This window comes from Stutzerimonas tianxiuensis, from assembly GCF_053470365.1.
In genome coordinates this window covers 22081-44260 of record NZ_JBPVWS010000025.1, presented here as the reverse complement: position 1 = coordinate 44260, position 22180 = coordinate 22081, and the positions used below count along the sequence as shown (strand labels likewise).

Genomic DNA, 22180 nt, shown 5'->3' with positions numbered 1-22180 from the left:
CGCCGGACTGACGGAAATCACGGTTCATGTAAAAGTTACGCAGCTCGACGGTGGCCTTGCTGTCATCGAGAAACGCGGCGGATGCCATGGTTGAGGTACCTAGCGCAGATGCTGCCAGGCTGCTGAAGAGGAAGAAACGGCTCAGGGGTTTCAATTGCATGATCATCTCTCTTGTTATTGTCTTCGTTGGTGCAGCTGATGGACCCGACCTCGCTCCTGTCGAGCCTCATTTACCGTCAGAGCGGTAAATCTCTTTACTGCCGCTCAATTCGCGACAGCCTTGGGCACCCGGCCCAGCAAATAGAATTCGTCGTTGGGCGGTGTTCTCGCCATCGACACCAGACGATTGGAAAGACCGAACAGCGCGGCAATCGCGCCAATGTCCCAAATGTCGTTTAGAGTGAAGCCCATCTTTTCCAGTCGCGCCTGCCACGCGTCATCCAGCACGCCACGCTCAGCGGCGAGATGCAGCGCAAAATCGAGCATAGCCTGCTGACGCTCACTGATTGTCGCGGTGCGGTAATTGACCGATATCTGGTCGGCGAGCAACGGATCCTTGGCGAGAATTCTCAGAATCGCGCCGTGCGCCACGACGCAGTACAGACAGCCGTGATCGGCACTAACCGCCACGACGATCATCTCCTTCTCGGCTTTGGTCAGGCTGTCACCTTCCCTTTCCATCAAAGCATCGTGGTAGTTAAAGAAGGCACGAAATTCATCGGGTCGATGAGCCAACATAAGAAAAACGTTAGGCACAAAGCCTGCTTTTTCCTGCACGGCGACAATCCGCTCGCGGATATCTGCCGGTAGCGCGTCCAGGTCATCGACCATTGGAAAACGACTGATGGCTTGAGTCATATGGCGCTCCGAACAGATACAGGGATGAACTACCGGCCGACCTCTGCCGACCGGGTAACCGTTCTAGTCGGCAAGCCCCAGCTCGGCGACGCTCACCTCACGCATGCGAAATTTCTGCACCTTGCCGCTGATCGTCATTGGAAACTCTTCCACGAACTTGATGTGCCTAGGCGTTTTGAAGTGCGCGATGCGGCCTTTGCAGAAACCGCGCAGATCGTCAGCACTGGCCTCATGACCCGGATGCAGTTTGACCCAGGCAACGATCTCTTCACCGTAGGTCTTGTCAGGCACGCCGATCACCTGCACGTCTGCGACGGCCGGATGGGTAAACAGGAACTCCTCGACTTCCCGCGGATAAACGTTCTCACCGCCGCGAATAATCATGTCCTTGTTACGTCCGACGATCTTGATATAGCCCTCGTCGTCCATGATTGCCAGGTCGCCGGTATGCATCCAGCGCGCACCGTCAATCGCGCCAGCAGTAGCCTCCGGATTGTTCCAGTAGCCGAGCATCACGCTGTAGCCGCGTGTGCACAGCTCGCCGATCTGCCCGCGCGGAACGATGCGGTTGTGCTCGTCGACCACCTTGCTTTCCAGATGCGGCTGGGTACGCCCAACGCTGGTGACGCGGCGATCGAGGTCATCATCCGGGCCGGTTTGGGTCGAGACAGGACTGGTTTCCGTCATGCCGTAGGCAATCTGCATCTCGGCCAGGTGCATGTCGTCGATGACGCGCTTCATGACTTCGATCGGGCAGGTGGAACCGGCCATGATTCCGGTACGCAGGTTGCTCAGATCCAGCGACTGCCGCTCCGGGTGGTCGAGCATGGCGATGAACATGGTCGGCACGCCGTACATGCCAGTGGCCTTTTCTTCGGCCGCTGCCTGCAGCGCCGCAAGCGGTTCGAACGCGGCACTTGGATAGACCATCGTGGTGCCGTGGGTGACGCAACCCAGATTGCCCATGACCATGCCAAAGCAGTGATAAAGCGGGACCGGAATCACCAGCCGGTCATGCTCGCTGAGTTTGAGGCTCTCACCGACCATGTAACCGTTATTGAGGATGTTGTAATGACTGAGCGTGGCGCCCTTGGGGAAGCCTGTGGTGCCGGAGGTGTACTGGATGTTGATCGGGTCATCGAACTGCAGCTGCTCACCGCACTGGCGCAGTTGTTCCGGGCCTACGTTATCAGCCATGTCCATCAGACCCTTCCACAGCAACATGCCATCTACCGGTTTGTCGCACAGGCTGATGACGCCACGTAGCTCCGGCAGCATATGACTCTGCAGCGCGCCGATAGCGGAGCGCTCCAGCTCCGGCAGCAGCTCATGGAGCATCGCGTGATAGTCGGAAGTCTTGAACGCATCTGCGCAGATCAACCAACGGCAGCCGGACTGCTTCAGCGCGTATTCGAGTTCGTTCAGGCGATAGGCCGGGTTGATGTTCACCAGCACCACGCCCACCTTGGCGGTTGCAAACTGAGTGATGCACCACTGCGCATTGTTGGGCGACCAGATGCCCACCCGCTCGCCAGGCTTAAGGCCGAGCGCCAGCAAGCCTCGTGCGCAACGGTCCACTTCATCGGCCAGTTGTGCCCAGGTGTAACGCAGGTTCTGGTGACGAACGACCAAGGCCTCACGATCGGAGAACCGCTCGACAGCCCGGTCGAACGCCGCACCGATGGTCATCGGCAACAGGGGTTTGGTCTGCGGTCCGCAGGTGTAGCTCGGAAGACTCATGTCGAAATTCCTCAGTCTTATGTTTGTTATGAGGCCTTACTGCCACGACGGCTGCAGTTGACAGTCATTCGGGACGTAGTTACGTTAACGTAAAGGTAACAGCGTGACAACCCACCGCACCCTACGCCTAAAGTCGGTATGGAAGCGGGACAAACGACAGGCTGAACCACAGGTGAAAACCGGCTCCTACTCCCTTCGGCGGCCGGATGAGAACAACTACAAAGACAGACAGGTGGCACATGAACTATTCAGGCCTCAACTTCGCTCTCGGTGAAACCGTGGACATGCTCCGCGACCAGACCCGCGGTTTCGTTGCGAATGAACTGGCGCCCCGCGCCGAAGCCATCGACCGTGACAACCTTTTCCCCAGCGACATGTGGCGCAAGTTCGGCGACATGGGCCTGCTCGGTATCACCATAGACGAGGAATACGGCGGCGCTGGCATGGGTTACCTGGCGCATGTCATCGCCATCGAGGAGATCAGCCGCGGTTCAGCCTCGGTGGGCCTGTCCTACGGCGCGCATTCCAACCTCTGCGTCAACCAGATCAACCGCAACGGCACACCAGAGCAGAAGGCGAAGTACCTGCCCAAGCTGATTTCCGGTGAGCATGTCGGCGCACTGGCCATGAGCGAGCCCAACGCCGGCTCCGACGTGGTCTCGATGAAGCTGCGCGCCGACAAGAAAGGCGACCGCTACGTACTCAACGGCAGCAAGACCTGGATCACCAATGGTCCGGATGCCAACACCTACGTGATCTACGCCAAGACCGACCTCGACAAGGGCGCCCATGGCATCACCGCATTCATCGTCGAGCGCGACTGGAAGGGGTTCTCACGCGGCAGCAAATTCGACAAGCTCGGCATGCGCGGCTCCAACACCTGCGAGCTGTTCTTCGATGACGTCGAGGTGCCGGAAGAGAACGTGCTGGGCGCCGAAAATGGCGGCGTCAAAGTACTGATGAGCGGCCTGGACTATGAGCGCGTGGTGCTTGCCGGCGGCCCGGTCGGGATCATGCAGGCCTGCCTGGATGTCGTGGTGCCTTACATCCACGACCGCAAACAATTCGGCCAGAGCATCGGCGAGTTCCAGTTCATCCAGGGCAAGGTGGCCGACATGTACACCCAGCTCAACGCCAGCCGCGCCTACCTCTACACGGTCGCGCAGGCTTGCGACCGTGGCGAAACCACCCGCAAGGATGCCGCCGGGGTCATTCTCTACACCGCCGAAGCGGCCACGCAAATGGCGCTTCAGGCTATCCAGATTCTCGGCGGCAACGGATATATCAACGAATTCCCCACCGGCCGCCTGCTGCGAGATGCCAAGCTCTACGAGATTGGCGCTGGCACCAGCGAGATTCGTCGGATGCTGATCGGCCGCGAGTTGTTCAACGAAACCAAATAAAAGGGCTGGAGGCGAACTCAGTAGGGTGGGCTTTCGCCCACCTTCCCCTGTCACGGCGGTGGGCTAAAGCGGAACGCCGCCCGGCCCACCCTACGCGACCGAGCGCATCCACCCCGCGGATTGAACCGGAGCCGAACATGGCCATCCTGAACACCCAGATCAACACCCGCTCGCCCGAATTCGCCGCCAACCGCGACGCCATGCTCGAGCAGGTGGAAAGCCTCCGCACGCTGCTCGGCAAGGTCAGCGAAGGCGGTGGTGAGAAGTCCCAGCAGCGCCATGTCGCTCGCGGCAAGCTGCTGGTGCGTGACCGCATCAACGCCCTCCTCGACCCTGGCTCGGCCTTTCTCGAGGTCGCGCCACTGGCCGCCCACGAGGTGTATGGCGAGGACGTCGCTGCCGCCGGCGTGGTTGCCGGTATCGGTCGAGTCGAGGGCGTCGAATGCATGATCATTGCAAACGACGCCACGGTAAAAGGCGGCAGCTACTACCCGCTCACCGTTAAAAAGCACCTCCGTGCTCAAGCTATCGCCCAGCAGAATCGCTTGCCATGCATCTACCTGGTGGATTCCGGCGGAGCCAACCTGCCGCGCCAGGATGAAGTATTCCCTGACCGCGAACACTTCGGCCGAATTTTCTTCAACCAGGCCAACATGAGCGCCATTGGCATTCCGCAGATTGCCGTGGTGATGGGCTCCTGTACTGCAGGTGGCGCTTATGTACCGGCGATGGCCGACGAAACCATCATGGTGCGCAACCAGGCGACCATCTTCCTCGCCGGCCCGCCGCTGGTGAAGGCGGCGACCGGGGAAGTGGTGACTGCTGAAGACTTGGGCGGCGCCGATGTGCACTGCAAAACCTCCGGCGTGGCCGACCACTATGCCGAGAGCGATGAGCACGCCCTGGCCATTGCCCGGCGCTGCGTCGCCAACCTCAACTGGAAAAAGCTTGGCCAGGTACAGCCGCGCCAACCGCGTGCGCCGCTGTATGCCGCGGACGAGCTTTATGGCGTGATCCCCGCACAATCCAAGCAGCCCTACGACGTGCGCGAAGTCATCGCGCGGCTGGTCGATGGCAGCGAATTCGACGAGTTCAAGGCGCTGTTCGGGACCACACTGGTCTGCGGCTTTGCCACGCTGCACGGCTACCCGATCGCGATCCTGGCGAACAACGGCATTCTGTTCGCCGAAGCCGCTCAGAAAGGTGCGCACTTTATCGAACTGGCCTGCCAGCGCGGCATCCCGCTGCTGTTCCTGCAGAACATCACAGGATTCATGGTTGGCCAGAAATACGAAACCGGCGGCATTGCCAAGCACGGCGCCAAGCTGGTCACTGCGGTCGCCTGCGCCCAGGTGCCGAAATTCACCGTGGTCATCGGCGGCAGTTTCGGTGCCGGCAACTACGGCATGTGCGGCCGAGCCTACGACCCGCGCTTCCTGTGGATGTGGCCCAACGCCCGTATCGGCGTGATGGGTGGCGAGCAGGCTGCCGGGGTATTGGTGCAGGTGAAGCGAGAGCAGGCCGAGCGCAGCGGACAGACCTTTTCGGAGCAAGACGAGGCGCAACTTAAACAGCCGATCCTCGAGCAATACGAGCACCAGGGGCACCCCTACTACTCCAGCGCGCGACTGTGGGATGACGGTGTTATTGATCCGGCGCAGACGCGCGACCTGCTGGGCCTGGCAATCTCGGCGAGTCTCAACGCACCGATTGAACCGACCCGGTTCGGCGTATTCCGGATGTAAGGCCCGCGACAGAGCGCAGTACTGACCGCTGGCTGGCTCGTATAGGAGAAGCAGATGACCGATTTCCAGACCATCGAATTGAACAAAGACGCGCGCGGCTTCGCCACCCTGTGGCTCAACCGACCGGAAAAGAACAACGCCTTCAACGCCGAAATGATCCGCGAGCTGGTACAGGCAATCGACACGGTGCAGGCGGACAAGAGCTTGCGGTTCCTGCTGCTTCGCGGCCGCGGCAAGCATTTTTCGGCCGGGGCGGATCTGGCCTGGATGCAACAGTCGGCGAAGCTGGATTTCGATGCCAACCTTACCGACGCCCGCGAACTGGCCGAACTGATGTACAGCCTCTACCACCTCAAACTGCCGACGTTGGCGGTGGTGCAAGGCGCAGCCTTCGGCGGTGCGGTCGGACTGGTGGCCTGCTGCGACATGGCCATCGGTGCGCACGACGCGCTGTTTTCCCTCTCCGAAGTGCGCATCGGTCTAGCACCCGCGGTGATCAGCCCCTTCGTGGTCAAGGCCATGGGCGAACGCGCCACACGCCGCTACGCCATGACGGGCGAACGCTTCAGTGGCGAGCGCGCCCGCGACCTCGGCCTGTTGTCCGACACCTACGCCGCCGCCGAACTGGATGACGCCTTGCACGGCTGGCTCGACAACCTGTTGCTCAACAGCCCGCAGGCCATGCGAGCCAGCAAGGATCTCTTACGCGAAGCCGCCAGCATCTCGCTGAGCCCGGCGCTGCGTCGCTACACCGAAAATGCCATTGCGCGCATACGGGTCAGCCCCGAAGGACAGGAAGGCCTCAACGCCTTTCTGGAGAAGCGCAAACCCAATTGGACGCAGGAGCCAGAACGATGATAACTACCCTGCTGGTCGCAAACCGGGGCGAAATCGCCTGCCGCGTGATGCGTACCGCCAAGGCCATGGGCCTCACCACCGTAGCTGTGCACAGCGCCATCGACCGTGATGCCCGGCATGCCCGCGAAGCCGACATTCGCGTTGACCTCGGCGGCGCCAAGCCGGCCGACAGTTACCTTTTGATCGACAAACTGATCGCCGCCGCCAAGGCCAGCGGCGCGCAGGCGATCCATCCGGGCTACGGCTTCCTTTCCGAGAATGCCGATTTCGCTCGCGCCATCGAGGATGCCGGCCTGATATTCCTTGGCCCGCCTGCCTCGGCCATCGATGCCATGGGCAGCAAATCGGCGGCCAAGGCACTGATGGAAAAGGCCGGCGTGCCACTGGTGCCCGGCTATCACGGCGAAGCCCAGGACGTGGAAACCTTCCGCATCGCTGCAGAAAAGATTGGCTACCCGGTATTGCTCAAGGCCACTGCAGGCGGTGGCGGCAAAGGCATGAAGGTGGTCGAGCGCGAGGCTGATCTGGCCGAGGCGCTGCAATCGGCCCAGCGCGAGGCGCAGTCGTCGTTTGGCGACTCGCGCATGCTGGTCGAGAAATACGTCCTCAAGCCGCGTCACGTCGAGATCCAGGTGTTCGCCGATCAGCATGGCAACTGCCTCTACCTCAATGAGCGCGATTGTTCGATCCAGCGCCGGCACCAGAAGGTCGTCGAGGAAGCGCCCGCCCCGGGCCTCTCCGCTGAGCTGCGCCGGGCCATGGGCGAAGCCGCGGTCAAGGCTGCGCAGGCCATCGGCTACGTCGGCGCCGGGACGGTCGAGTTCCTGCTCGATGCCCGTGGCGAGTTCTTCTTCATGGAAATGAACACCCGCCTGCAGGTCGAGCACCCGGTCACCGAGGCCATCACCGGACTCGATCTGGTGGCCTGGCAGATCCGCGTAGCCCGTGGCGAACCGCTGCCAATCACCCAGGATCAGGTACCGCTCACAGGCCACGCCATCGAAGTGCGGCTGTATGCCGAAGATCCGGACAACGACTTCCTGCCGGCCACCGGTACGCTCGACCTCTACCGCGAATCGGCCGCAGGGCCTGGGCGTCGGGTCGACAGCGGCGTGACAGAAGGAGACACCGTTTCGCCGTTCTACGACCCGATGCTCGGCAAACTCATCGCCTGGGGTGAAAACCGTGAAGAAGCACGCCTGCGTTTGCTGGCGATGCTGGATGAGACCTGCGTTGGCGGCGTGCGCACCAACCTTGCTTTTCTGCGTCGCGTAATTGGGCATCCGGCTTTCGCAGCGGCAGAGCTGGACACCGGCTTCATCCCGCGCCACGAAACCGAGCTGATGCGCGCACCCGGCGAACTGCCCGACGCGTTCTGGCAGCTGGCCGCCGGGCTGTTCGTGCAGACCGAGCCAGCGAAAATTCGTGAGGACGACCTTCATTCGCCTTGGGCAAAGCGCGATGGCCTGCGCTTCGGTATGCCGGAGCGGATCGGCGTGCACCTGCAATGCAACGGTGAAAGCCGACTGGTGCGCATCGATACTGCCACCGCCAGAAGCGAGTTGGCCGCCTCGCAAGCCAGCCGTCAGCCAAAGACCATCCGAAAGGACGAAACGCTTTACCTTGAATGGAATGGCGAGTTGCAGGCGGTCACCGCGTTCGATCCCATCGCTGAAGTCGAGGCCAGCCACCAACATCACGGCGGCCTCACCGCCCCCATGAATGGCAGCATTGTTCGCGTACTGGTCGAGGCCGGGCAGACCGTGGAGGCCGGCACCACACTGGTCGTGCTGGAAGCGATGAAGATGGAGCACAGCATCCGAGCCGCCGAAGCGGGCGTGGTGAAAGCCGTCTACTGCACTGAAGGCGAGATGATCAGTGAAGGCACCACTTTGGTAGAGCTTGAGTGATGAAAGCCGCCGCAGGCCAGGCAATCGGGCAGGCTCTGCCGGCCTCGCCAGGCGCTGGTGGCGTAGGTCCGGCCGCTCAATGCGGCAGTTGTAGAAGCGAGCCTGCTTGCGAAGGCAGCTACCCGAGAGGTCGCCGCTCTCGCGGACGAGCAATAAATCGCCCTTCACGCTCCGGGAGCTGCGCAGTCACTGCGCAGCGGCTACATCCGGAAACGACGCACCAGTCCATTCAGATCTACCGCCAGGCGCGACAGCTCCTGAGTGGCCACACTGGTTTGCTGGGCGCCAGCAGAGGTTTGCACCGAGAGATCACGAATGCTGACCAGGTTTCGATCTATCTCACGGGCGACCTGCGCCTGCTCCTCCGACGCACTGGCGATAACCAGGTTGCGCTCGTTGATTCCGGCGACCGTCTCGGCAATCCGCACCAGGGCAACGCCAGCCGCTTCAGCCTTGTCCAGGGTGGTCTGCGCGCGCGAGGCGCCTTGTTGCAGCGCTTCGACTGTCAGCCCGGTGCCTTGCTGAATGCTGCCAAGCATCGACTCGATTTCTCGGGTCGACTCACCGGTACGTTTCGCCAACGCTCGCACCTCATCCGCCACCACGGCGAAGCCGCGGCCGGCGTCTCCGGCTCGCGCCGCCTCAATGGCAGCGTTCAGGGCCAGCAGGTTGGTCTGCTCGGCCACCGCGCGAATTACATCCAGCACACGGGTGATGTTGTGGGTCTGATCGGCCAGCTCACCGGCACGGGCCGAGGCGCTGACAACATCAGCCGCCAACGCCTGTATCGATGCAATGGCGTCTTCGAGCTGCATACGTCCCTGCTGAGCCGACTCGCTGGAAGCCCGCGACGCCTCGGAGGTGGATACGGCATTGCTGGCCACCTCTTCGACCGCACAAGTCATCTCATTCACCGCCGTGGCGGCCTGTTCAATCTGATCGTTCTGCCGCTGCAAGCCCTCGGTGCTGTCCAGCATGACAGCGCTCATTTCTTCGGCCGAAGCCGTCAGCACATGGGCCGAATCGTTGATCTGCCCGATGATGCTACGCAGGTTGGCCTGCATCTCGCTCAGCGAGGTCAGCAGCTCAGTGGCTTCGTCGTTGCCATTAACATGAACTTCATGGGTGAGGTCGCCTTTGGCAATCTGATTCGAAACGGCGACAGCGCGACGCATGGGCCGCACGATGCTGGCGGTCAACAGCAGCGCCAGCGCAACGGTCGAGACCAACGCAACCAGGATTACCGAGGCGATCACCCTCTGCGCGTTCCGATAAACGGACGTGGCCGCCTCGACAGCATGATGGGCGCCCTCCTCGTTAAACGACCGGAGTTCCAACAAAGCCTGTTCGAGCTGGTGGCTAAGCTCGCTAACCCGCGCGTTCACCGCGGCAGCCCTGTCCTCGCTCGGGTTGGCGGCAAGCACGCGCTGGCGATCCTGAAGCGCTTGGGGATAGCTGGCGTATACATTTTTGACGACACCGAACACGCGAGCCTCATCAGGATTGGATATGTGCTCCTCGTAACGAGCCATCAGCTGGCTGAGCTTGGTCATTGCTGCAGCGATCTGCTCGTCGCTCTTGCGAAGCGTTTCGGCGTCTTGGAAGGCCAACTGCCGCATGGATTCGATCCGCACGTGAGCAAGATTCAGCGCCATATCGTCAGCGGCCGCCTGGCTTGGCATCCAATCGGAGTCGATCTCGCTGCCCGCAGCACGTATCGCGGACATCTGCATCAGGCTGAACAACCCAAGCGCGGCCAGCAGCACGGCTACAAGCGCAAAGAACAGCAGCGTGCGATGGGAGATTTTCAATTTGCGTAGCATGGCGGTTCTCAAACGTGGTGCCGCCAGCAAGAGGCGGGGCTTCCAGTTTTATCTGCCATGCTGTTGATAACTTGAGCCGCTGAGTCTTGCTATGACCTGCATCGGCTTTCACCGCACGGCGCTCGAACTTGTTCATGAGGACAACCAATGACTCCAACCACTGAAATGCCACGTCGGGTACGCCTTGTGGAAGTCGGCCCCCGCGACGGCCTGCAGAACGAAAAGCAGCCCATCAGCGTCGCCGACAAGGTCCGCCTGGTCGACGACCTTAGCGCCGCCGGGCTGCAGTACATCGAAGTCGGCAGCTTCGTCTCGCCCAAGTGGGTGCCGCAGATGGCCGGGTCTGCCGAGGTTTTCTCACAGATCAGGCAAAAGCAGGGCGTCACCTACGCCGCGCTGACGCCCAATATGAAAGGACTCGAAGCAGCCATCGAAGCCGGCGTCAGTGAAGTGGCTGTGTTTGGCGCCGCCTCGGAAGCCTTCTCGCAAAAGAACATCAACTGCTCCATCGACGAAAGCCTGGCGCGCTTCGCTCCGCTGATGACTGCAGCGCGCGAGAACGGCATTCAGGTACGCGGCTACGTCTCTTGCGTGTTGGGCTGCCCTTACGAAGGCGAAGTAGACCCCAAGCGCGTCGCGCATGTGGCGCACGAGCTGTTCGCCATGGGCTGCTATGAGGTTTCGCTGGGCGACACCATCGGTGCTGGCACACCGGGCAAAACCCGTCAGCTGATCGAGGCGGTCAGTCGCGAGGTTCCGCGTGACAAGCTCGCCGGTCACTTTCACGACACCTATGGTCAGGCGCTGGCGAACATCTACGCTAGCCTGCTGGAAGGCGTCGGCACCTTCGACAGTTCGGTCGCAGGCCTCGGCGGTTGCCCCTATGCCAAAGGCGCCAGCGGCAATGTGGCCAGTGAAGACGTGCTCTACATGCTCGACGGCCTGGGCATTCAGACCGGCATCGACCTGAACGCGCTGATCGCGGCCGGTCAGCGCATCAGCGATGTGCTGGGTCGTCCCAACGGATCACGCGTCGCGCGGGCCCGACTGAGCGCGGAGTAACCCAACTCTGTAGCCAACCTCAGATAACAAGAGGCATTTCATGAACAAGATCTATCCCAACGCCAAGCAGGCGCTCGACGGCCTGGTCGAGGACGGCATGACCCTCGCCGTTGGCGGTTTTGGCCTGTGCGGCATTCCCGAGGCACTGATCGAGGCACTGCGCGACACGGGCAAGAAAGACCTCACCGTGATCAGCAACAACGCCGGCGTCGACGGCTTTGGCCTCGGTCTGCTGCTCGAGACGCGCCAGGTGCGCAAGATGATTTCCTCCTACGTCGGTGAGAACAAGGAGTTCGAGCGCCAGTACCTGGCCGGCGAATTGGCACTCGAATTCACCCCGCAAGGCACCCTGGCCGAGAAACTGCGCGCCGCTGGCTCCGGCATACCCGCCTTCTATACCCGTACCGGTTACGGCACGCTGATCGCCGAAGGCAAGGAAACCCGCCAGTTCAATGGCGAGTGGTACGTGATGGAAGAGTCGCTGCCCGCCGACGTATCGCTGGTCAAAGCTTACAAGGCGGACAAGGCTGGCAACCTGGTTTTCAACAAGACCGCGCGCAACTTCAACCCGCTGGCGGCCATGGCAGGCAAGGTCTGCGTGGTCGAGGTTGATCATCTGGTGGAAACCGGAGAACTGGACGCCGACCGGATCCACCTGCCGGGCATCTACGTGCAGCGCATCATCCACAACCCGAACGCCGAGAAGCGCATCGAAAAACGTACGGTGAGGAGCTGATCATGGCCTGGACACGCGAACAGATGGCGCAACGCGCCGCGCAGGAGCTGCAGGACGGTTTCTACGTCAACCTGGGCATAGGCTTGCCGACTCTCGTCGCCAACTACATTCCCGAAGGGATGGACGTCTGGCTGCAGAGTGAGAATGGTCTGCTCGGCATCGGCCCCTTCCCTACCGAAGACGAGATCGACCCGGACCTGATCAATGCCGGCAAGCAGACCGTCACCGCCCTCCCCGGCAGCGCCTTCTTCGACAATGCAATGAGTTTCGGCATGATCCGCGGCGGCCATATCAATCTGGCCATCCTTGGCGCCATGCAGGTCTCAGAGAAAGGCGACCTGGCGAACTGGATGATCCCCGGCAAGATGGTCAAGGGCATGGGCGGTGCGATGGATCTGGTGGCTGGGGTCAAGCGCGTGGTCGTCTTGATGGAGCACACCGCCAAGGGCGCGCACAAGATCATCAAGCAGTGCGACCTGCCACTGACCGGCGTCGGTGTAGTCAACCGGATCATTACCGATCTGGGCGTGCTTGACGTGACCGAGCAAGGCCTGAAGCTGGTAGAGCTGGCCGACGGGGTGAGCTTCGAGGAGCTGCAAGACGCCACCGGTTGTTCGATCCAGCAGTGAGTGGCGCGATATGGCCCGACGCCACTGTGCACCGGGCCAACGCAGCGTGTAGCCTTGACTCGCTTTCAAACCGTAGTAAACGCGCCCGGCTCCCCGTGAGTCGTGGGTGGATAGGCAGAACTGGATACCTTCATGGCAAAGCAGACGTACAGCATTTCCGATTTGGCCAACGAGCTCGATATCACCACCCGCGCCATACGCTTCTATGAAGAACAAGGCATGCTCTCGCCGAAGCGGCGCGGCCAGGAGCGTATCTACACCCCCAAGGACCGTGTCGCCCTGAAGCTCATCCTGCGTGGCAAGCGCATCGGCTTCTCGCTCGCCGAATGCAAGACGCTGATCGAACTCTACGACCCCAAGGCCGGCAATCAGAAACAGCTGAACATCATGCTTGGCATGATTGCCGAACGCCGCCAGCAGCTCGAACAGCAATTGCTTGATATTCAGCAAATGCAGCTGGAACTCGATACCGCCGAAGAACGTTGCCTCACCGCGCTGAAGGCGACCGTGGAAAAGGACGTGGGCTGAGTCCGCCCGCGCTTTCGCTAAAAGCACCCTAGAGAGAAAGATCGCAGCGCCCTCAACGTCATGCTTGCTGCCGGATTGAGCGTCTGAAGTCCAGATAAATAGACATCAGTCCAGAGGTTTGGACAGCCCTTCGGTCGGCCCGGATGAGTGTCCGGCCAGTTGGACACATGCAAAATTGGCTGAAAGCCGAAAAGCCTCTGGCCCGTGGGTTATCAGGTTTTCCCACAGTCAGGCACAGAACCTGCTAAGTAATACAGGCAAGACGCCAGAACACCTGGCGGGACGAAAAATCAGTGCTGCCTCGTCCCGCTTTCCGGCCAACAGAACGCCGGCCCGCGCCTCTGGTTACCAAAACAAAAAAAAGAAGGAAACCTGCAATGTCGATATCCAAAAAGCTGTCCCGACTCGCCTGCGCCATCGGTGCTACCACCCTTCTCAGCGCCAGCCTGATCAGCGCTGACGTCATGGCAGCCGAGAAGATTCGCTGGCAAGTGCCCCTGGCCTTTCCCTCTCACCTGGTCGGTCTGACCACACCTATCAAGCATCTCTCAGAATCCCTCAAAGCCATTTCTGGCGGTGATATCCAGCTGCGCTACTACGAGCCTGGCGAGCTGGTGCCACCCTTCGAAATCATGGATGCAGTCAGCAACGGCAAGTACCCCGCTGGCTACACCTGGATCGGCTACGACCAGGGCACCATTGCCTCACTACCGCTGTATTCCGGCGCACCCTTCAACATGGAGCCGCCAGCCTATCTGGCCTGGTACTACGAGGGTGATGGCAAGAAGCTGCTGGAAGAGATTTATGCCGAGCGCAACATTCACCCGATGCTCTGCAGCATCATCGGTCCTGAGGGTGCGGGTTGGTTTGCCCAGCCAATCGAGAAGCTGGAAGACTTCGATGGCCTGCGCATCCGCTTTGCCGGCATCGGCGGCAAGGTACTGGAGAAGCTCGGCGCCTCGGTCACCATGATCCCCGGCGGCGAGATCTATCAGGCGCTGGAGCGCAAGACCATCGACGCCACCGAGTTCTCGCAGCCTGCAATCGACAAGATGCTGGGCCTCGATCAGATCATCAAGAACTACATCATGCCGGGCTGGCACCAGACGCTGACCACTTCACACCTGCTGGTCAACAAGGACGTCTGGGACAAGCTTGAGCCACAGAGCCGCGCGTTGATCGAGATGGGTTGCGAGTCGGCCACGCTCAAAGGCTTTGCAGAGAGCGAGTGGGCCCAGCCGACCGCCTTGCGCGAGTACGAAAAGCAAGGCGTGAAGGCCCAGGTGCTGCCTGAAGAAGTACTGCGTGAGCTGGAGCGCGTAACCAACGAAGTGCTCGACGAAATCGCCGCCAAGGACGAGATGTTCAACCGCGTTCTGAGCAGCCAGCGCGACTTCATGAAGCATCACTCGATCTGGCACGGCAAAGGCTACTTGCCGCGCGATTACTACCAGTACGAGTGATCCACTCAGCAAAGCCTAGTACCCGCTAGGGTTGGCCTTTCATCAACGTTTGGATCCTGCTGTGCTGAGGTCTCTGCGGTCGGTCGGCAACTGCCGAAGCGCAGTAACGCAGTCTTAGCACAGTAGGTGAAGAATCTTGCCGACCTGACAGGTCTCTAGCGCACGGTTCGTGCCGTGCTTTCTCCTGGTTCGGATCTCCGAGGTGGCCGTGTCCGCTCATCCCGTTTCCCCTAATGACGCAGTGCCTGCCGCTCAAGCGGATGCATTGCCTCACAACAAACTGTCCTGGTGGCTGGACAAGGCGCTGGTCGCCATTGGCGAAGCCAGCGCATGGATCTGGCTGCTGGTCCTGGCGGTGGTGCTGACCAACGTGTTCAGCCGCTTCGTGCTGTCTCGCGGCTCGATTGCATTGGAAGAATTGTCCTGGCATCTGTTCGGTGCCGCTTTGATGCTCGCCCTGGCCTATGCCGTGGTGCGTGACGACCATGTCCGCGTCGACGTGCTGCGCGAGAAATTCACGCTGCGCAGCCAGGCCATCATCGAACTGCTGGCGATCCTGATATTGGCATTGCCGATCGTGGTGTTGATGGTCGACGCGCTGGTGCCCTTCGCCTACCAAGCCTTCATCTATGACGAGCGTTCTCAGGCGCCAAGTGGGCTGCCGCACCGGTATATCTTCAAGAGCGTATTGCCCATCGGGCTGACGCTGGTTGCGCTGGCCTTGCTGTCACGGGCCACACGCTGCAGCACGCTGCTATTCAACTTTCCCCGGGCCTTTATAGCCCCGACGCATGACCGCGACCGCGGCCATTCGCAGCCCTGATGGAGTAGCCGTAATCATGGGTCTGGAAGAAATTCTCGTCATCAGCATGTTCGCCACCTTCATGGGGCTACTGCTGCTTGGCTTCCCGGTCGCCTGGTCACTGGCCGGCATCGGATTGTTGTTCGCGGTACTCGGGCACGTCATGGTCGAACACTTCGATGCTGACCTCTGGTTCACCTGGGACGGCACCATTGGGGTACTGGACGCACGCATCTACGGCATCGTCGCCAATGAGCTGATGGTTGCCCTTCCGCTGTTCATCTTCATGGGCATCATGCTCGACCGCTCCGGCATCGCCGAGCGGCTGATGCACAGCCTGGTCCGGGTGCTCGGTCCGTTGCGTGGTGGTTACGCCGTAACGGTCGTGCTGGTGGGCATCCTGCTGGCCGCTTCTACCGGTATCGTCGGCGCCTCGGTGGCCCTGCTCGGCATGCTCTCGATCGGGCCGATGCTGCAGGCCAAATACAACAAGAGCCTTGCCGTCGGCACCGCTTGTTCGGTCGGTACGCTGGGCATTCTGATTCCGCCTAGCATCATGCTGGTCCTGATGGCCGACCGACTCGGCACCTCCGAAGCCTCGGTGGGCAAGCTGTTCATGGGTGCTCTGGTACCCGGGATGATGCTGGCCCTGATGTACATCCTCTACATCGTGGTGGTGTCGTGGCTGAAGAAGGACTTTGCGCCTGCTCCTGCCAATCGCCAGAAGCTTGATGCCAAGGCGCTGATCGATGTGTTCTGGGCAGTGGTGCCGCCCTTCGTCCTGATTCTGGCCGTGCTCGGCTCGATCTTCTTCGGTATTGCTACAACGACGGAAGCGTCTGCGGTCGGTGCGTTTGGTGCGGTGCTGATGGCGGCCCTCAGCCGCAAGCTGAACATGGCGGTGTTGAAGGAAGCGCTCTACCAGACCAGCCGCACCTCGGCATTCATCTTCGGCATCTTTATCGGCGCCACGGTGTTCGCCGCGGTGCTGCGCGGCCTGGGCGGTGATGACGTGATCCGTGCCGCGCTCACGGGTTTGCCGTTCGGTCAGACCGGCGTGCTGCTAACCGTACTGTTCATCACCTTCCTGCTGGGCTTTTTCCTGGACTGGGTGGAAATCACGCTGATCATCCTGCCGCTGGTTGCGCCGGTACTGTTTTCCATGGGCGTCGACCCGCTGTGGTTCGCGGTGCTCTTCGCGCTGTGCCTGCAGACCTCCTTCCTGACTCCGCCCGTGGGCTTCGCGCTGTTCTACATCAAAGGCGTCTGCCCTCCGGAGGTCACGACGCGAGACGTCTATCTCGGCGTTATGCCCTACATCCTGATTCAGCTGCTCGGCCTGGCATTGGTGTTCTTCTTTGCGCCGTTGGCCACGTGGCTGCCCAACGAGGTGTACGGACTCTGAGCCCGGACCGGCTGCCTTGCCCACGGCAGCCGGCGCCTTCCATAATCGGCCGAACCTCACCGGACAGCTCGAACCCATGGCAATCGCCCGCAACGACCTTGACCTCAACGGCCTGACCATCGGCGTATCTCCCGAACGCTTCCGGGCGGTGGCCATGCCGCTGCTGTTCGACCACCTCAATGCCCAGTGCGAAGGCACCATCGCGGTCAATCGCCAGGCGCGTATCGTCTGGATCAATGACAAATACGCGGAAAAGATAGGCATCAGCGACCCGCGCAGTGTTCTCGGCAAGGAAATCGAAGAAGTGCTGCCCGCCAGCCGCTTGCGCGAAGTGGTGGAGAGCGGCCAGCCGAGCATGCTCGATCTGATGGCCTTCGGCAGCGAGCATTTTGTCGTGACGCGAATCCCGCTTCGTGACGAGGACGGCACCCTGGTCGGCGCCCTGGGTTTCGTGCTATTCGACCGAGCCCGGCACCTGAAGCCCTTGATGTCCAAGTTCACCACGCTGCAGACGCAGCTGGTCGCGACCCAGAACGAACTGGCCAAGGCTCGCCGGGCGCGCTACACCATTGCAGGCTTTATCGGCACCAGTCCGGCCGCCAGTGAAGTTAAACGTCAGGCTCGTCGCGCCGCACAGCTGGACGCCACCGTGCTGATCCGCGGCGAGACCGGCACCGGCAAGGAGCTGCTGGCTCAGGGCATTCATAACCTGTCGCCGCGCGCCAATGGGCCTTTCGTTGCCGTCAACGTCGCGGCAATTCCCGAGACGCTGGTCGAAGCCGAGCTGTTCGGCACCGCGCCTGGCGCCTTTACTGGTGCAGATCGCAAGGCGCGCATCGGCAAGTTCGAAGTGGCCAACGGCGGCACGCTTTTTCTCGACGAAATCGGCGATCTGCCGTTGGCCCTGCAAGCCAAGCTGTTGCGGGTGCTGCAGGAGCAGGAAATCGAGCCGCTGGGCTCCAACCAGGTCAAGCCACTGAACGTGCGGGTGATCGCCGCCACGCATATCGATCTGGAAGCCAAGGTCGCCGCCGGCGAGTTTCGCGATGACCTCTACTATCGGCTCAACGTGCTGGCGCTGCAGGTGCCGCCGTTGCGCGACCGTGCCGCTGACATACCGGCCGTGATCGAACATCTGCTCGATGACATTGCCAACCGCTCCGGACAAGCACCAATGGAACTTGCACCGAGTGCCATTGCATTGCTCTGTAACCAGCCCTGGCGCGGCAACGTGCGCGAATTGGGCAACCTGCTGGAACGCGCACAGCTGAGCGCGGATGGCACACCGCTGGAAGCGCGCCATTTCCTGCCGCTGTTGGGCGCGAAGACTGCCGCCGCGCCGCAGGCTGCCTTCACCCCCAGTGAGCCGATGCTTGCTGAACCCACTCCGGAACCCAACGCCCCCCTGCAACTCCTCGCAGAGAGCATCGCCCAGGCTGAACGCCGCGCCTTGCAGACCGCCCTGCTCGCCTGCAAAGGCAACCGCCGCCGCGCAGCGGTCGAGCTGGGCATCTCCAGAGCAAGCCTGTACTCAAAGCTTCAGTTGCATGGCTTGAGCGAGCGCTGAAGTCACGCCGCAAGATCATCGAGATACGCCACGAACTCGTGAACAGGTCAACGCGCCGCTGCACGCGGTCGGCTGCTTCGTCCCAAGCCGTCCAGAAAACTTGCCGCAGGGTGTGAGTGATCGCGTCTCTCCGTCCGCACCCTGCGGCAGCTCAGCGGAACCGGTTGGAACCGTACCGCTGCACCATGGTTTTTTCAGGCAGCTACTGCGCGACCCAGCCGCCATCCATGTTCCAGGCGACACCACGCACCTGAATGGCTGCATCGCTACACAGGAACAGCGTCAATTCACCGAGTTGCTCCGGCGTCACGAAGTCCAGTGACGGCTGTTTCTCCATCAACAACTCACGCGTTGCACGCTTGGGGTCGCCATGGGTTTTGGCAATGCTGTCGATCTGCTGCTGCACCAGAGGCGTCAGCACCCAACCCGGGCAGATGGCGTTGCAGGTTATTCCGGTAGTGGCGGTTTCCAGCGCGACACTTTTGGTCAATCCGACCAAGCCGTGCTTGGCCGCCACGTAGGCAGACTTCTGAGCCGAAGCCACCAGCCCGTGGGCCGAGGAAACGTTGATGATCCGCCCCCAGTTGCGCTGCCGCATTCCGGGCAAGGCCAGGCGGATGGTGTGAAAGGCCGAAGACAGATTGATGGCGATGATGCTGTTCCAACGCTCTGCCGGAAAGCTCTCGATCGGCGCAACGTGCTGGATACCCGCGTTGTTCACCAGCACGTCCAGGGTGCCGAATTCGCGCTCGGTCTCGGCGACCATTTCCGCAATCTGATCGGCGTCCGACACGTCAGCTGGGTGATGCAGGACGCGGGTGCCATACGCTGATACTTGCGCAACGGCGGCATCGACATCGCCAAAACCATTGAGCATCACATTCGCGCCCGCCTCCGCCAGCTTGCACGCGATGCCGAGCCCTATTCCGCTGGTCGAGCCAGTTACGAGAGCCGATCGGCCGTTGAGTTTCATACTGGCCTCCGCAGGCGCACAGCGTCACCTATGGCGGCGCGGGACATACCGCGCGTGCAATACACAGCATGGGCCATTAAGGGTAAGACGGAGACAGACGACACAAAGCAAACTGACGCGTCAGCAGATTCGGGACGGGGCTTCATTGCAAGATTCCTTATTGTTCTGGCGCCACATTTGGCGGTCCGGTTCGCTGAAAGGTACCGAGCGAACAGGCAAGACCCAGACAATGGAGCGAAAGCCGTGCCAATAGGTTGGATGAGCTATAAAAGCCTCAGGCGTCCCTGAAATCGCCACGTTGCAGGGCTTTTTAAAAGGTTACGTGACTCAACGACAGCCGACCCGATGTCTAGGAATCTGTACATGCGTACCCTGGCATACATAGCGCAACGCCAGTGTCCGATTGGCTGGACGCCCTTGCGTTCAATGACGCCGAAGGGGTGAGGTGCTTGGTCTGATAGAGCCTGAGACAAGCAGAGCACCCGTGTTTGCTGCTTCGCCTTGGCTCAGTTGCGCCTGTGACGGCGAGAATCCGGCCAGCTGCGGCCAGCCTGTTTACGCTGCATTTAGTAGGTACTCGATGAGCGTGCGCGCACAGGCGTGCATGCCGTCATCGGTAATCAACTCGTAGCCGTGCGTATTTTCCGTTGGAATAGCCAGGCAACCGGCTTGAGGCGAAGAGCCCGAGCTGAGCACTGCGCTGGCATCGGAGGCAAAGCCGGGCATCAGCGCCGGTTGAGGGGTGTAGCCACAGCGGATGGCCGCGCCCAACAGATCATCGGAGACGGACTTGGTGTACAGGCCCTTCTCGTCCCCGGTCAGGATGATCGGGTCCGCGCACAACCGCGTGCCGTACTCTTGCGCGATGGGTCCCACTTCAATCGCGATGCACACCACGCCCGGCAGTGTTCGCGCCGCGTACTGCGCGCCCGAGTTGGTTTCCTCTTCGTTGGTGGTCAACACGAAATACAGGTCCTGTTCGAGCTCGCCCTTGCGCTCAGCCAGCGCCTCGGCTGCACGCAGAACGGCAACCACCGGCGCGCGGTCATCGAGGAAGTGGCCGGCAATGGCGTCGTGTACGCGGAATGGTCGACGCCAATGTTGACTCAGAACGACCCGAGTGCCCGGTCTTACGCCCATTTGCGCCAGCTCGTCTCTGGTTCGCCGGGTGATGACGTGTACATCGCGCCACTGCACATTGCCGCTGAGGATATCCATCGACTGGGTCGATTCGGCTGTCCCGTGCATGGTGCCAAACGACAGCACCCCCGCCAGATTCTGCGATTCGCCCATCACATCGACCGGACACATCCCGAAGTTCACCGGAAAGGCCCCACCCAGCGCAACGACGTGAAGCCGCCCATCGTCGCCGATGCGTTTGACCACCATCGCGATCTCATCCTGATGTGCCATGACCCGAATCGCTCGTGACTGCGCCGTTTCTCGCGCCACGTTTGCAGCACGGATCACCCCGATCAGGTTGTTCGCTGCATCGACCCAGACCTCATCGCAGCTCGCTTCAAGCTCCGCGCGGCACACCGCCCGGACTTCCTCTTCCTGGCCGCCAGGCCCGCGGGCTAGCAACAGTGATTCAAGCAGTGAAAAATCCGCCTCGACCGACATGCACCCTCCTGTTCTGTCTACTCCTCGGTGTGACAGCAAGGCATCCGCAGGGTGCGACAGTGGTTACGCGCGCTCCCGACGCGCAACCGGCGCTTGCTGAGCCATCAGCTCAGCGATCCAGTCGATGAAGACGCGCACCTTCAGGCTGACGTGCCGGTTCGGTGGGAAGGCGACATACAGCGGCATCGGCTCAAGGCGCCAGTCTTCAAACAATGGCACCAAGTCGCCATTTTCCAGATGAGCGTGGGACAGGTAGTCAGGCAGCCATAACACACCCAATCCCGCCAGGCCGGCAGCCAGATAGGCGTTGCCGTCGTCCACAGAAAGCACGTAACGACCCATGACGCTGACGCGTTCGCCGTCGCGATGCATGGCGTAGGGAAAGACCTTCCCGGTGCGCGCCCACAAAAAGCCCACGATGCGGTGATGCGTGTCCTCCAGCTCACGTGGATGGGACGGCGTTCCTGCTCGCTCGAGGTAGCTGGGTGCGGCATAGACCCCCAGCTGGAGGTCACCAATGTGTCGAGCCATGAGTGACAGGTCGGTGAGTTCCCCCCCGCGCACCACGCAATCGACGTTCTCGTCGATCAGATCCACCATCCGGTCGCTGACACCCAGGTCCAGCTGAATTTCCGGATACCTCGCATGAAAGGTGGGAAGCGCCGGTATCAGGATGGAACGCGCAAACGGGCTGGGCACGTCCACCCTGAGACGACCACGCGGCGATGTCGACGCACTGGACAGGCTGGTTTCGGCATCATCCAGATCCGCCAATAACCGCACCACGCGCTCGTAATACGCGGCACCATCGGCGGTGACATTGACTTTGCGTGTCGTTCGGTTGAGCAGCTTTACGCGCAGCCGCGCTTCGAGCTGTTGCACCAGTTGGGTCACGCTAGTTTTACTCAGGTGCAGTGTGTCGGCAGCTTTGGTGAAGCTGCCGGTTTCGACCACTCGAGCAAAGGCCTGCATCGCGACAAAGCGGTCCATGTCGGCTCCGGTGCTGAGATTGTTTGGAGTTTGAGAACAGTGCTGAACAGGCTGGCGAGTTTATC

General features: G+C 61.3%; 19 protein-coding genes. 12 read left to right on the top strand and 7 right to left on the bottom strand.

Annotation, left to right across the window (positions count from 1 at the left end):
- From ACSSNI_RS21680 to ACSSNI_RS21670, 3 genes are all read right to left on the bottom strand, one after another.
- Positions 1 to 160: OprD family outer membrane porin (locus tag ACSSNI_RS21680; protein WP_448260255.1), on the bottom strand; the 160-nt coding region annotated here is incomplete at its 3' end.
- A 104-nt stretch (positions 161 to 264) separates the two neighbouring features.
- Positions 265 to 858 carry a peroxidase-related enzyme gene (locus ACSSNI_RS21675; RefSeq protein ID WP_200639584.1) on the bottom strand — a complete coding sequence of 198 codons (594 nt, stop codon included), beginning with the start codon at positions 856 to 858 and terminating at the stop codon, positions 265 to 267.
- Positions 859 to 921: 63 nt separating this feature from the next.
- On the bottom strand, positions 922 to 2598 hold the full coding sequence (locus ACSSNI_RS21670) for an AMP-binding protein (protein WP_200639583.1): 1677 nt from the start codon (positions 2596 to 2598) through the stop codon (positions 922 to 924).
- A 239-nt stretch (positions 2599 to 2837) separates the two neighbouring features.
- Here ACSSNI_RS21670 and ACSSNI_RS21665 point away from each other — a divergent pair, with 239 nt between their 5' ends.
- From ACSSNI_RS21665 to ACSSNI_RS21650, 4 genes are all read left to right on the top strand, one after another.
- Positions 2838 to 4001, top strand: a complete 1164-nt coding sequence (locus tag ACSSNI_RS21665) for an isovaleryl-CoA dehydrogenase (RefSeq protein WP_102835090.1) — start codon at positions 2838 to 2840, stop codon at positions 3999 to 4001.
- A gap of 137 nt (positions 4002 to 4138) precedes the next feature.
- Positions 4139 to 5746 (top strand): carboxyl transferase domain-containing protein, encoded by a 1608-nt coding sequence (locus tag ACSSNI_RS21660; protein WP_102835089.1) that lies wholly within the window; start codon positions 4139 to 4141, stop codon positions 5744 to 5746.
- A 54-nt stretch (positions 5747 to 5800) separates the two neighbouring features.
- The gene (locus ACSSNI_RS21655; RefSeq protein WP_200639582.1) at positions 5801 to 6604 is read left to right on the top strand and encodes a gamma-carboxygeranoyl-CoA hydratase; all 804 of its coding nucleotides are present in this window, start codon (positions 5801 to 5803) and stop codon (positions 6602 to 6604) included.
- Complete coding sequence (locus ACSSNI_RS21650; RefSeq protein ID WP_325166588.1) at positions 6601 to 8514, top strand: acetyl/propionyl/methylcrotonyl-CoA carboxylase subunit alpha; 1914 nt, start codon at positions 6601 to 6603, stop codon at positions 8512 to 8514. The genes ACSSNI_RS21655 and ACSSNI_RS21650 overlap by 4 nt, the downstream gene beginning before the upstream one ends.
- A 200-nt stretch (positions 8515 to 8714) precedes the next feature.
- On the opposite strand, the gene ACSSNI_RS21645 is transcribed toward ACSSNI_RS21650, so the two are convergent.
- Entirely contained in the window at positions 8715 to 10337 is a 1623-nt protein-coding gene (locus tag ACSSNI_RS21645; RefSeq protein WP_200639580.1) for a methyl-accepting chemotaxis protein, read from the bottom strand.
- Between the two features lie 147 nt (positions 10338 to 10484).
- Here ACSSNI_RS21645 and ACSSNI_RS21640 point away from each other — a divergent pair, with 147 nt between their 5' ends.
- The 8 genes from ACSSNI_RS21640 to ACSSNI_RS21605 all read left to right on the top strand — a co-directional run bounded on the left by ACSSNI_RS21640 (position 10485) and on the right by ACSSNI_RS21605 (position 18529).
- The gene (locus tag ACSSNI_RS21640; protein WP_325166587.1) at positions 10485 to 11399 is read left to right on the top strand and encodes a hydroxymethylglutaryl-CoA lyase; all 915 of its coding nucleotides are present in this window, start codon (positions 10485 to 10487) and stop codon (positions 11397 to 11399) included.
- A gap of 40 nt (positions 11400 to 11439) precedes the next feature.
- Positions 11440 to 12135 (top strand): CoA transferase subunit A, encoded by a 696-nt coding sequence (locus ACSSNI_RS21635; protein WP_200639579.1) that lies wholly within the window; start codon positions 11440 to 11442, stop codon positions 12133 to 12135.
- 2 nt (positions 12136 to 12137) lie between these two features.
- Positions 12138 to 12764 (top strand): CoA transferase subunit B, encoded by a 627-nt coding sequence (locus tag ACSSNI_RS21630; RefSeq protein ID WP_102835084.1) that lies wholly within the window; start codon positions 12138 to 12140, stop codon positions 12762 to 12764.
- 132 nt (positions 12765 to 12896) lie between these two features.
- Positions 12897 to 13292, top strand: a complete 396-nt coding sequence (locus ACSSNI_RS21625; protein WP_102835083.1) for a MerR family transcriptional regulator — start codon at positions 12897 to 12899, stop codon at positions 13290 to 13292.
- A 377-nt stretch (positions 13293 to 13669) separates the two neighbouring features.
- Positions 13670 to 14755 (top strand): TRAP transporter substrate-binding protein, encoded by a 1086-nt coding sequence (locus ACSSNI_RS21620; RefSeq protein WP_200639578.1) that lies wholly within the window; start codon positions 13670 to 13672, stop codon positions 14753 to 14755.
- 208 nt (positions 14756 to 14963) lie between these two features.
- Positions 14964 to 15578: a TRAP transporter small permease subunit gene (locus ACSSNI_RS21615; RefSeq protein WP_418952673.1), complete on the top strand. Its 615-nt coding sequence runs from the start codon at positions 14964 to 14966 to the stop codon at positions 15576 to 15578.
- Between the two features lie 16 nt (positions 15579 to 15594).
- Complete coding sequence (locus ACSSNI_RS21610; protein ID WP_102835080.1) at positions 15595 to 16962, top strand: TRAP transporter large permease; 1368 nt, start codon at positions 15595 to 15597, stop codon at positions 16960 to 16962.
- A gap of 76 nt (positions 16963 to 17038) precedes the next feature.
- Positions 17039 to 18529 carry a sigma-54 interaction domain-containing protein gene (locus ACSSNI_RS21605; RefSeq protein ID WP_102835079.1) on the top strand — a complete coding sequence of 497 codons (1491 nt, stop codon included), beginning with the start codon at positions 17039 to 17041 and terminating at the stop codon, positions 18527 to 18529.
- A gap of 202 nt (positions 18530 to 18731) precedes the next feature.
- Here the strand turns inward: ACSSNI_RS21605 and ACSSNI_RS21600 are convergent, their stop codons facing one another.
- The 3 genes from ACSSNI_RS21600 to ACSSNI_RS21590 form a co-directional block, all read right to left on the bottom strand.
- Positions 18732 to 19502 carry a 3-hydroxybutyrate dehydrogenase gene (locus ACSSNI_RS21600; protein WP_200639577.1) on the bottom strand — a complete coding sequence of 257 codons (771 nt, stop codon included), beginning with the start codon at positions 19500 to 19502 and terminating at the stop codon, positions 18732 to 18734.
- A 555-nt stretch (positions 19503 to 20057) separates the two neighbouring features.
- Positions 20058 to 21125, bottom strand: a complete 1068-nt coding sequence (locus ACSSNI_RS21595; protein WP_200639576.1) for a M28 family peptidase — start codon at positions 21123 to 21125, stop codon at positions 20058 to 20060.
- A 63-nt stretch (positions 21126 to 21188) separates the two neighbouring features.
- Positions 21189 to 22115 carry a LysR family transcriptional regulator gene (locus ACSSNI_RS21590; protein ID WP_200639575.1) on the bottom strand — a complete coding sequence of 309 codons (927 nt, stop codon included), beginning with the start codon at positions 22113 to 22115 and terminating at the stop codon, positions 21189 to 21191.
- Positions 22116 to 22180: the final 65 nt, after the last annotated feature.

Bases quoted from the DNA above. Each gene is read 5' to 3' on its own strand.
- ACSSNI_RS21675 (WP_200639584.1), bottom strand. From the start codon at position 858: ATGACTCAAGCCATCAGTCGTTTTCCAATGGTCGATGACCTGGACGCG.
- ACSSNI_RS21670 (WP_200639583.1), bottom strand. From the start codon at position 2,598: ATGAGTCTTCCGAGCTACACCTGCGGACCGCAGACCAAACCCCTGTTG.
- ACSSNI_RS21665 (WP_102835090.1), top strand. From the start codon at position 2,838: ATGAACTATTCAGGCCTCAACTTCGCTCTCGGTGAAACCGTGGACATG.
- ACSSNI_RS21660 (WP_102835089.1), top strand. From the start codon at position 4,139: ATGGCCATCCTGAACACCCAGATCAACACCCGCTCGCCCGAATTCGCC.
- ACSSNI_RS21655 (WP_200639582.1), top strand. From the start codon at position 5,801: ATGACCGATTTCCAGACCATCGAATTGAACAAAGACGCGCGCGGCTTC.
- ACSSNI_RS21650 (WP_325166588.1), top strand. From the start codon at position 6,601: ATGATAACTACCCTGCTGGTCGCAAACCGGGGCGAAATCGCCTGCCGC.
- ACSSNI_RS21645 (WP_200639580.1), bottom strand. From the start codon at position 10,337: ATGCTACGCAAATTGAAAATCTCCCATCGCACGCTGCTGTTCTTTGCG.
- ACSSNI_RS21640 (WP_325166587.1), top strand. From the start codon at position 10,485: ATGACTCCAACCACTGAAATGCCACGTCGGGTACGCCTTGTGGAAGTC.
- ACSSNI_RS21635 (WP_200639579.1), top strand. From the start codon at position 11,440: ATGAACAAGATCTATCCCAACGCCAAGCAGGCGCTCGACGGCCTGGTC.
- ACSSNI_RS21630 (WP_102835084.1), top strand. From the start codon at position 12,138: ATGGCCTGGACACGCGAACAGATGGCGCAACGCGCCGCGCAGGAGCTG.
- ACSSNI_RS21625 (WP_102835083.1), top strand. From the start codon at position 12,897: ATGGCAAAGCAGACGTACAGCATTTCCGATTTGGCCAACGAGCTCGAT.
- ACSSNI_RS21620 (WP_200639578.1), top strand. From the start codon at position 13,670: ATGTCGATATCCAAAAAGCTGTCCCGACTCGCCTGCGCCATCGGTGCT.
- ACSSNI_RS21610 (WP_102835080.1), top strand. From the start codon at position 15,595: ATGGGTCTGGAAGAAATTCTCGTCATCAGCATGTTCGCCACCTTCATG.
- ACSSNI_RS21605 (WP_102835079.1), top strand. From the start codon at position 17,039: ATGGCAATCGCCCGCAACGACCTTGACCTCAACGGCCTGACCATCGGC.
- ACSSNI_RS21600 (WP_200639577.1), bottom strand. From the start codon at position 19,502: ATGAAACTCAACGGCCGATCGGCTCTCGTAACTGGCTCGACCAGCGGA.
- ACSSNI_RS21595 (WP_200639576.1), bottom strand. From the start codon at position 21,125: ATGTCGGTCGAGGCGGATTTTTCACTGCTTGAATCACTGTTGCTAGCC.
- ACSSNI_RS21590 (WP_200639575.1), bottom strand. From the start codon at position 22,115: ATGGACCGCTTTGTCGCGATGCAGGCCTTTGCTCGAGTGGTCGAAACC.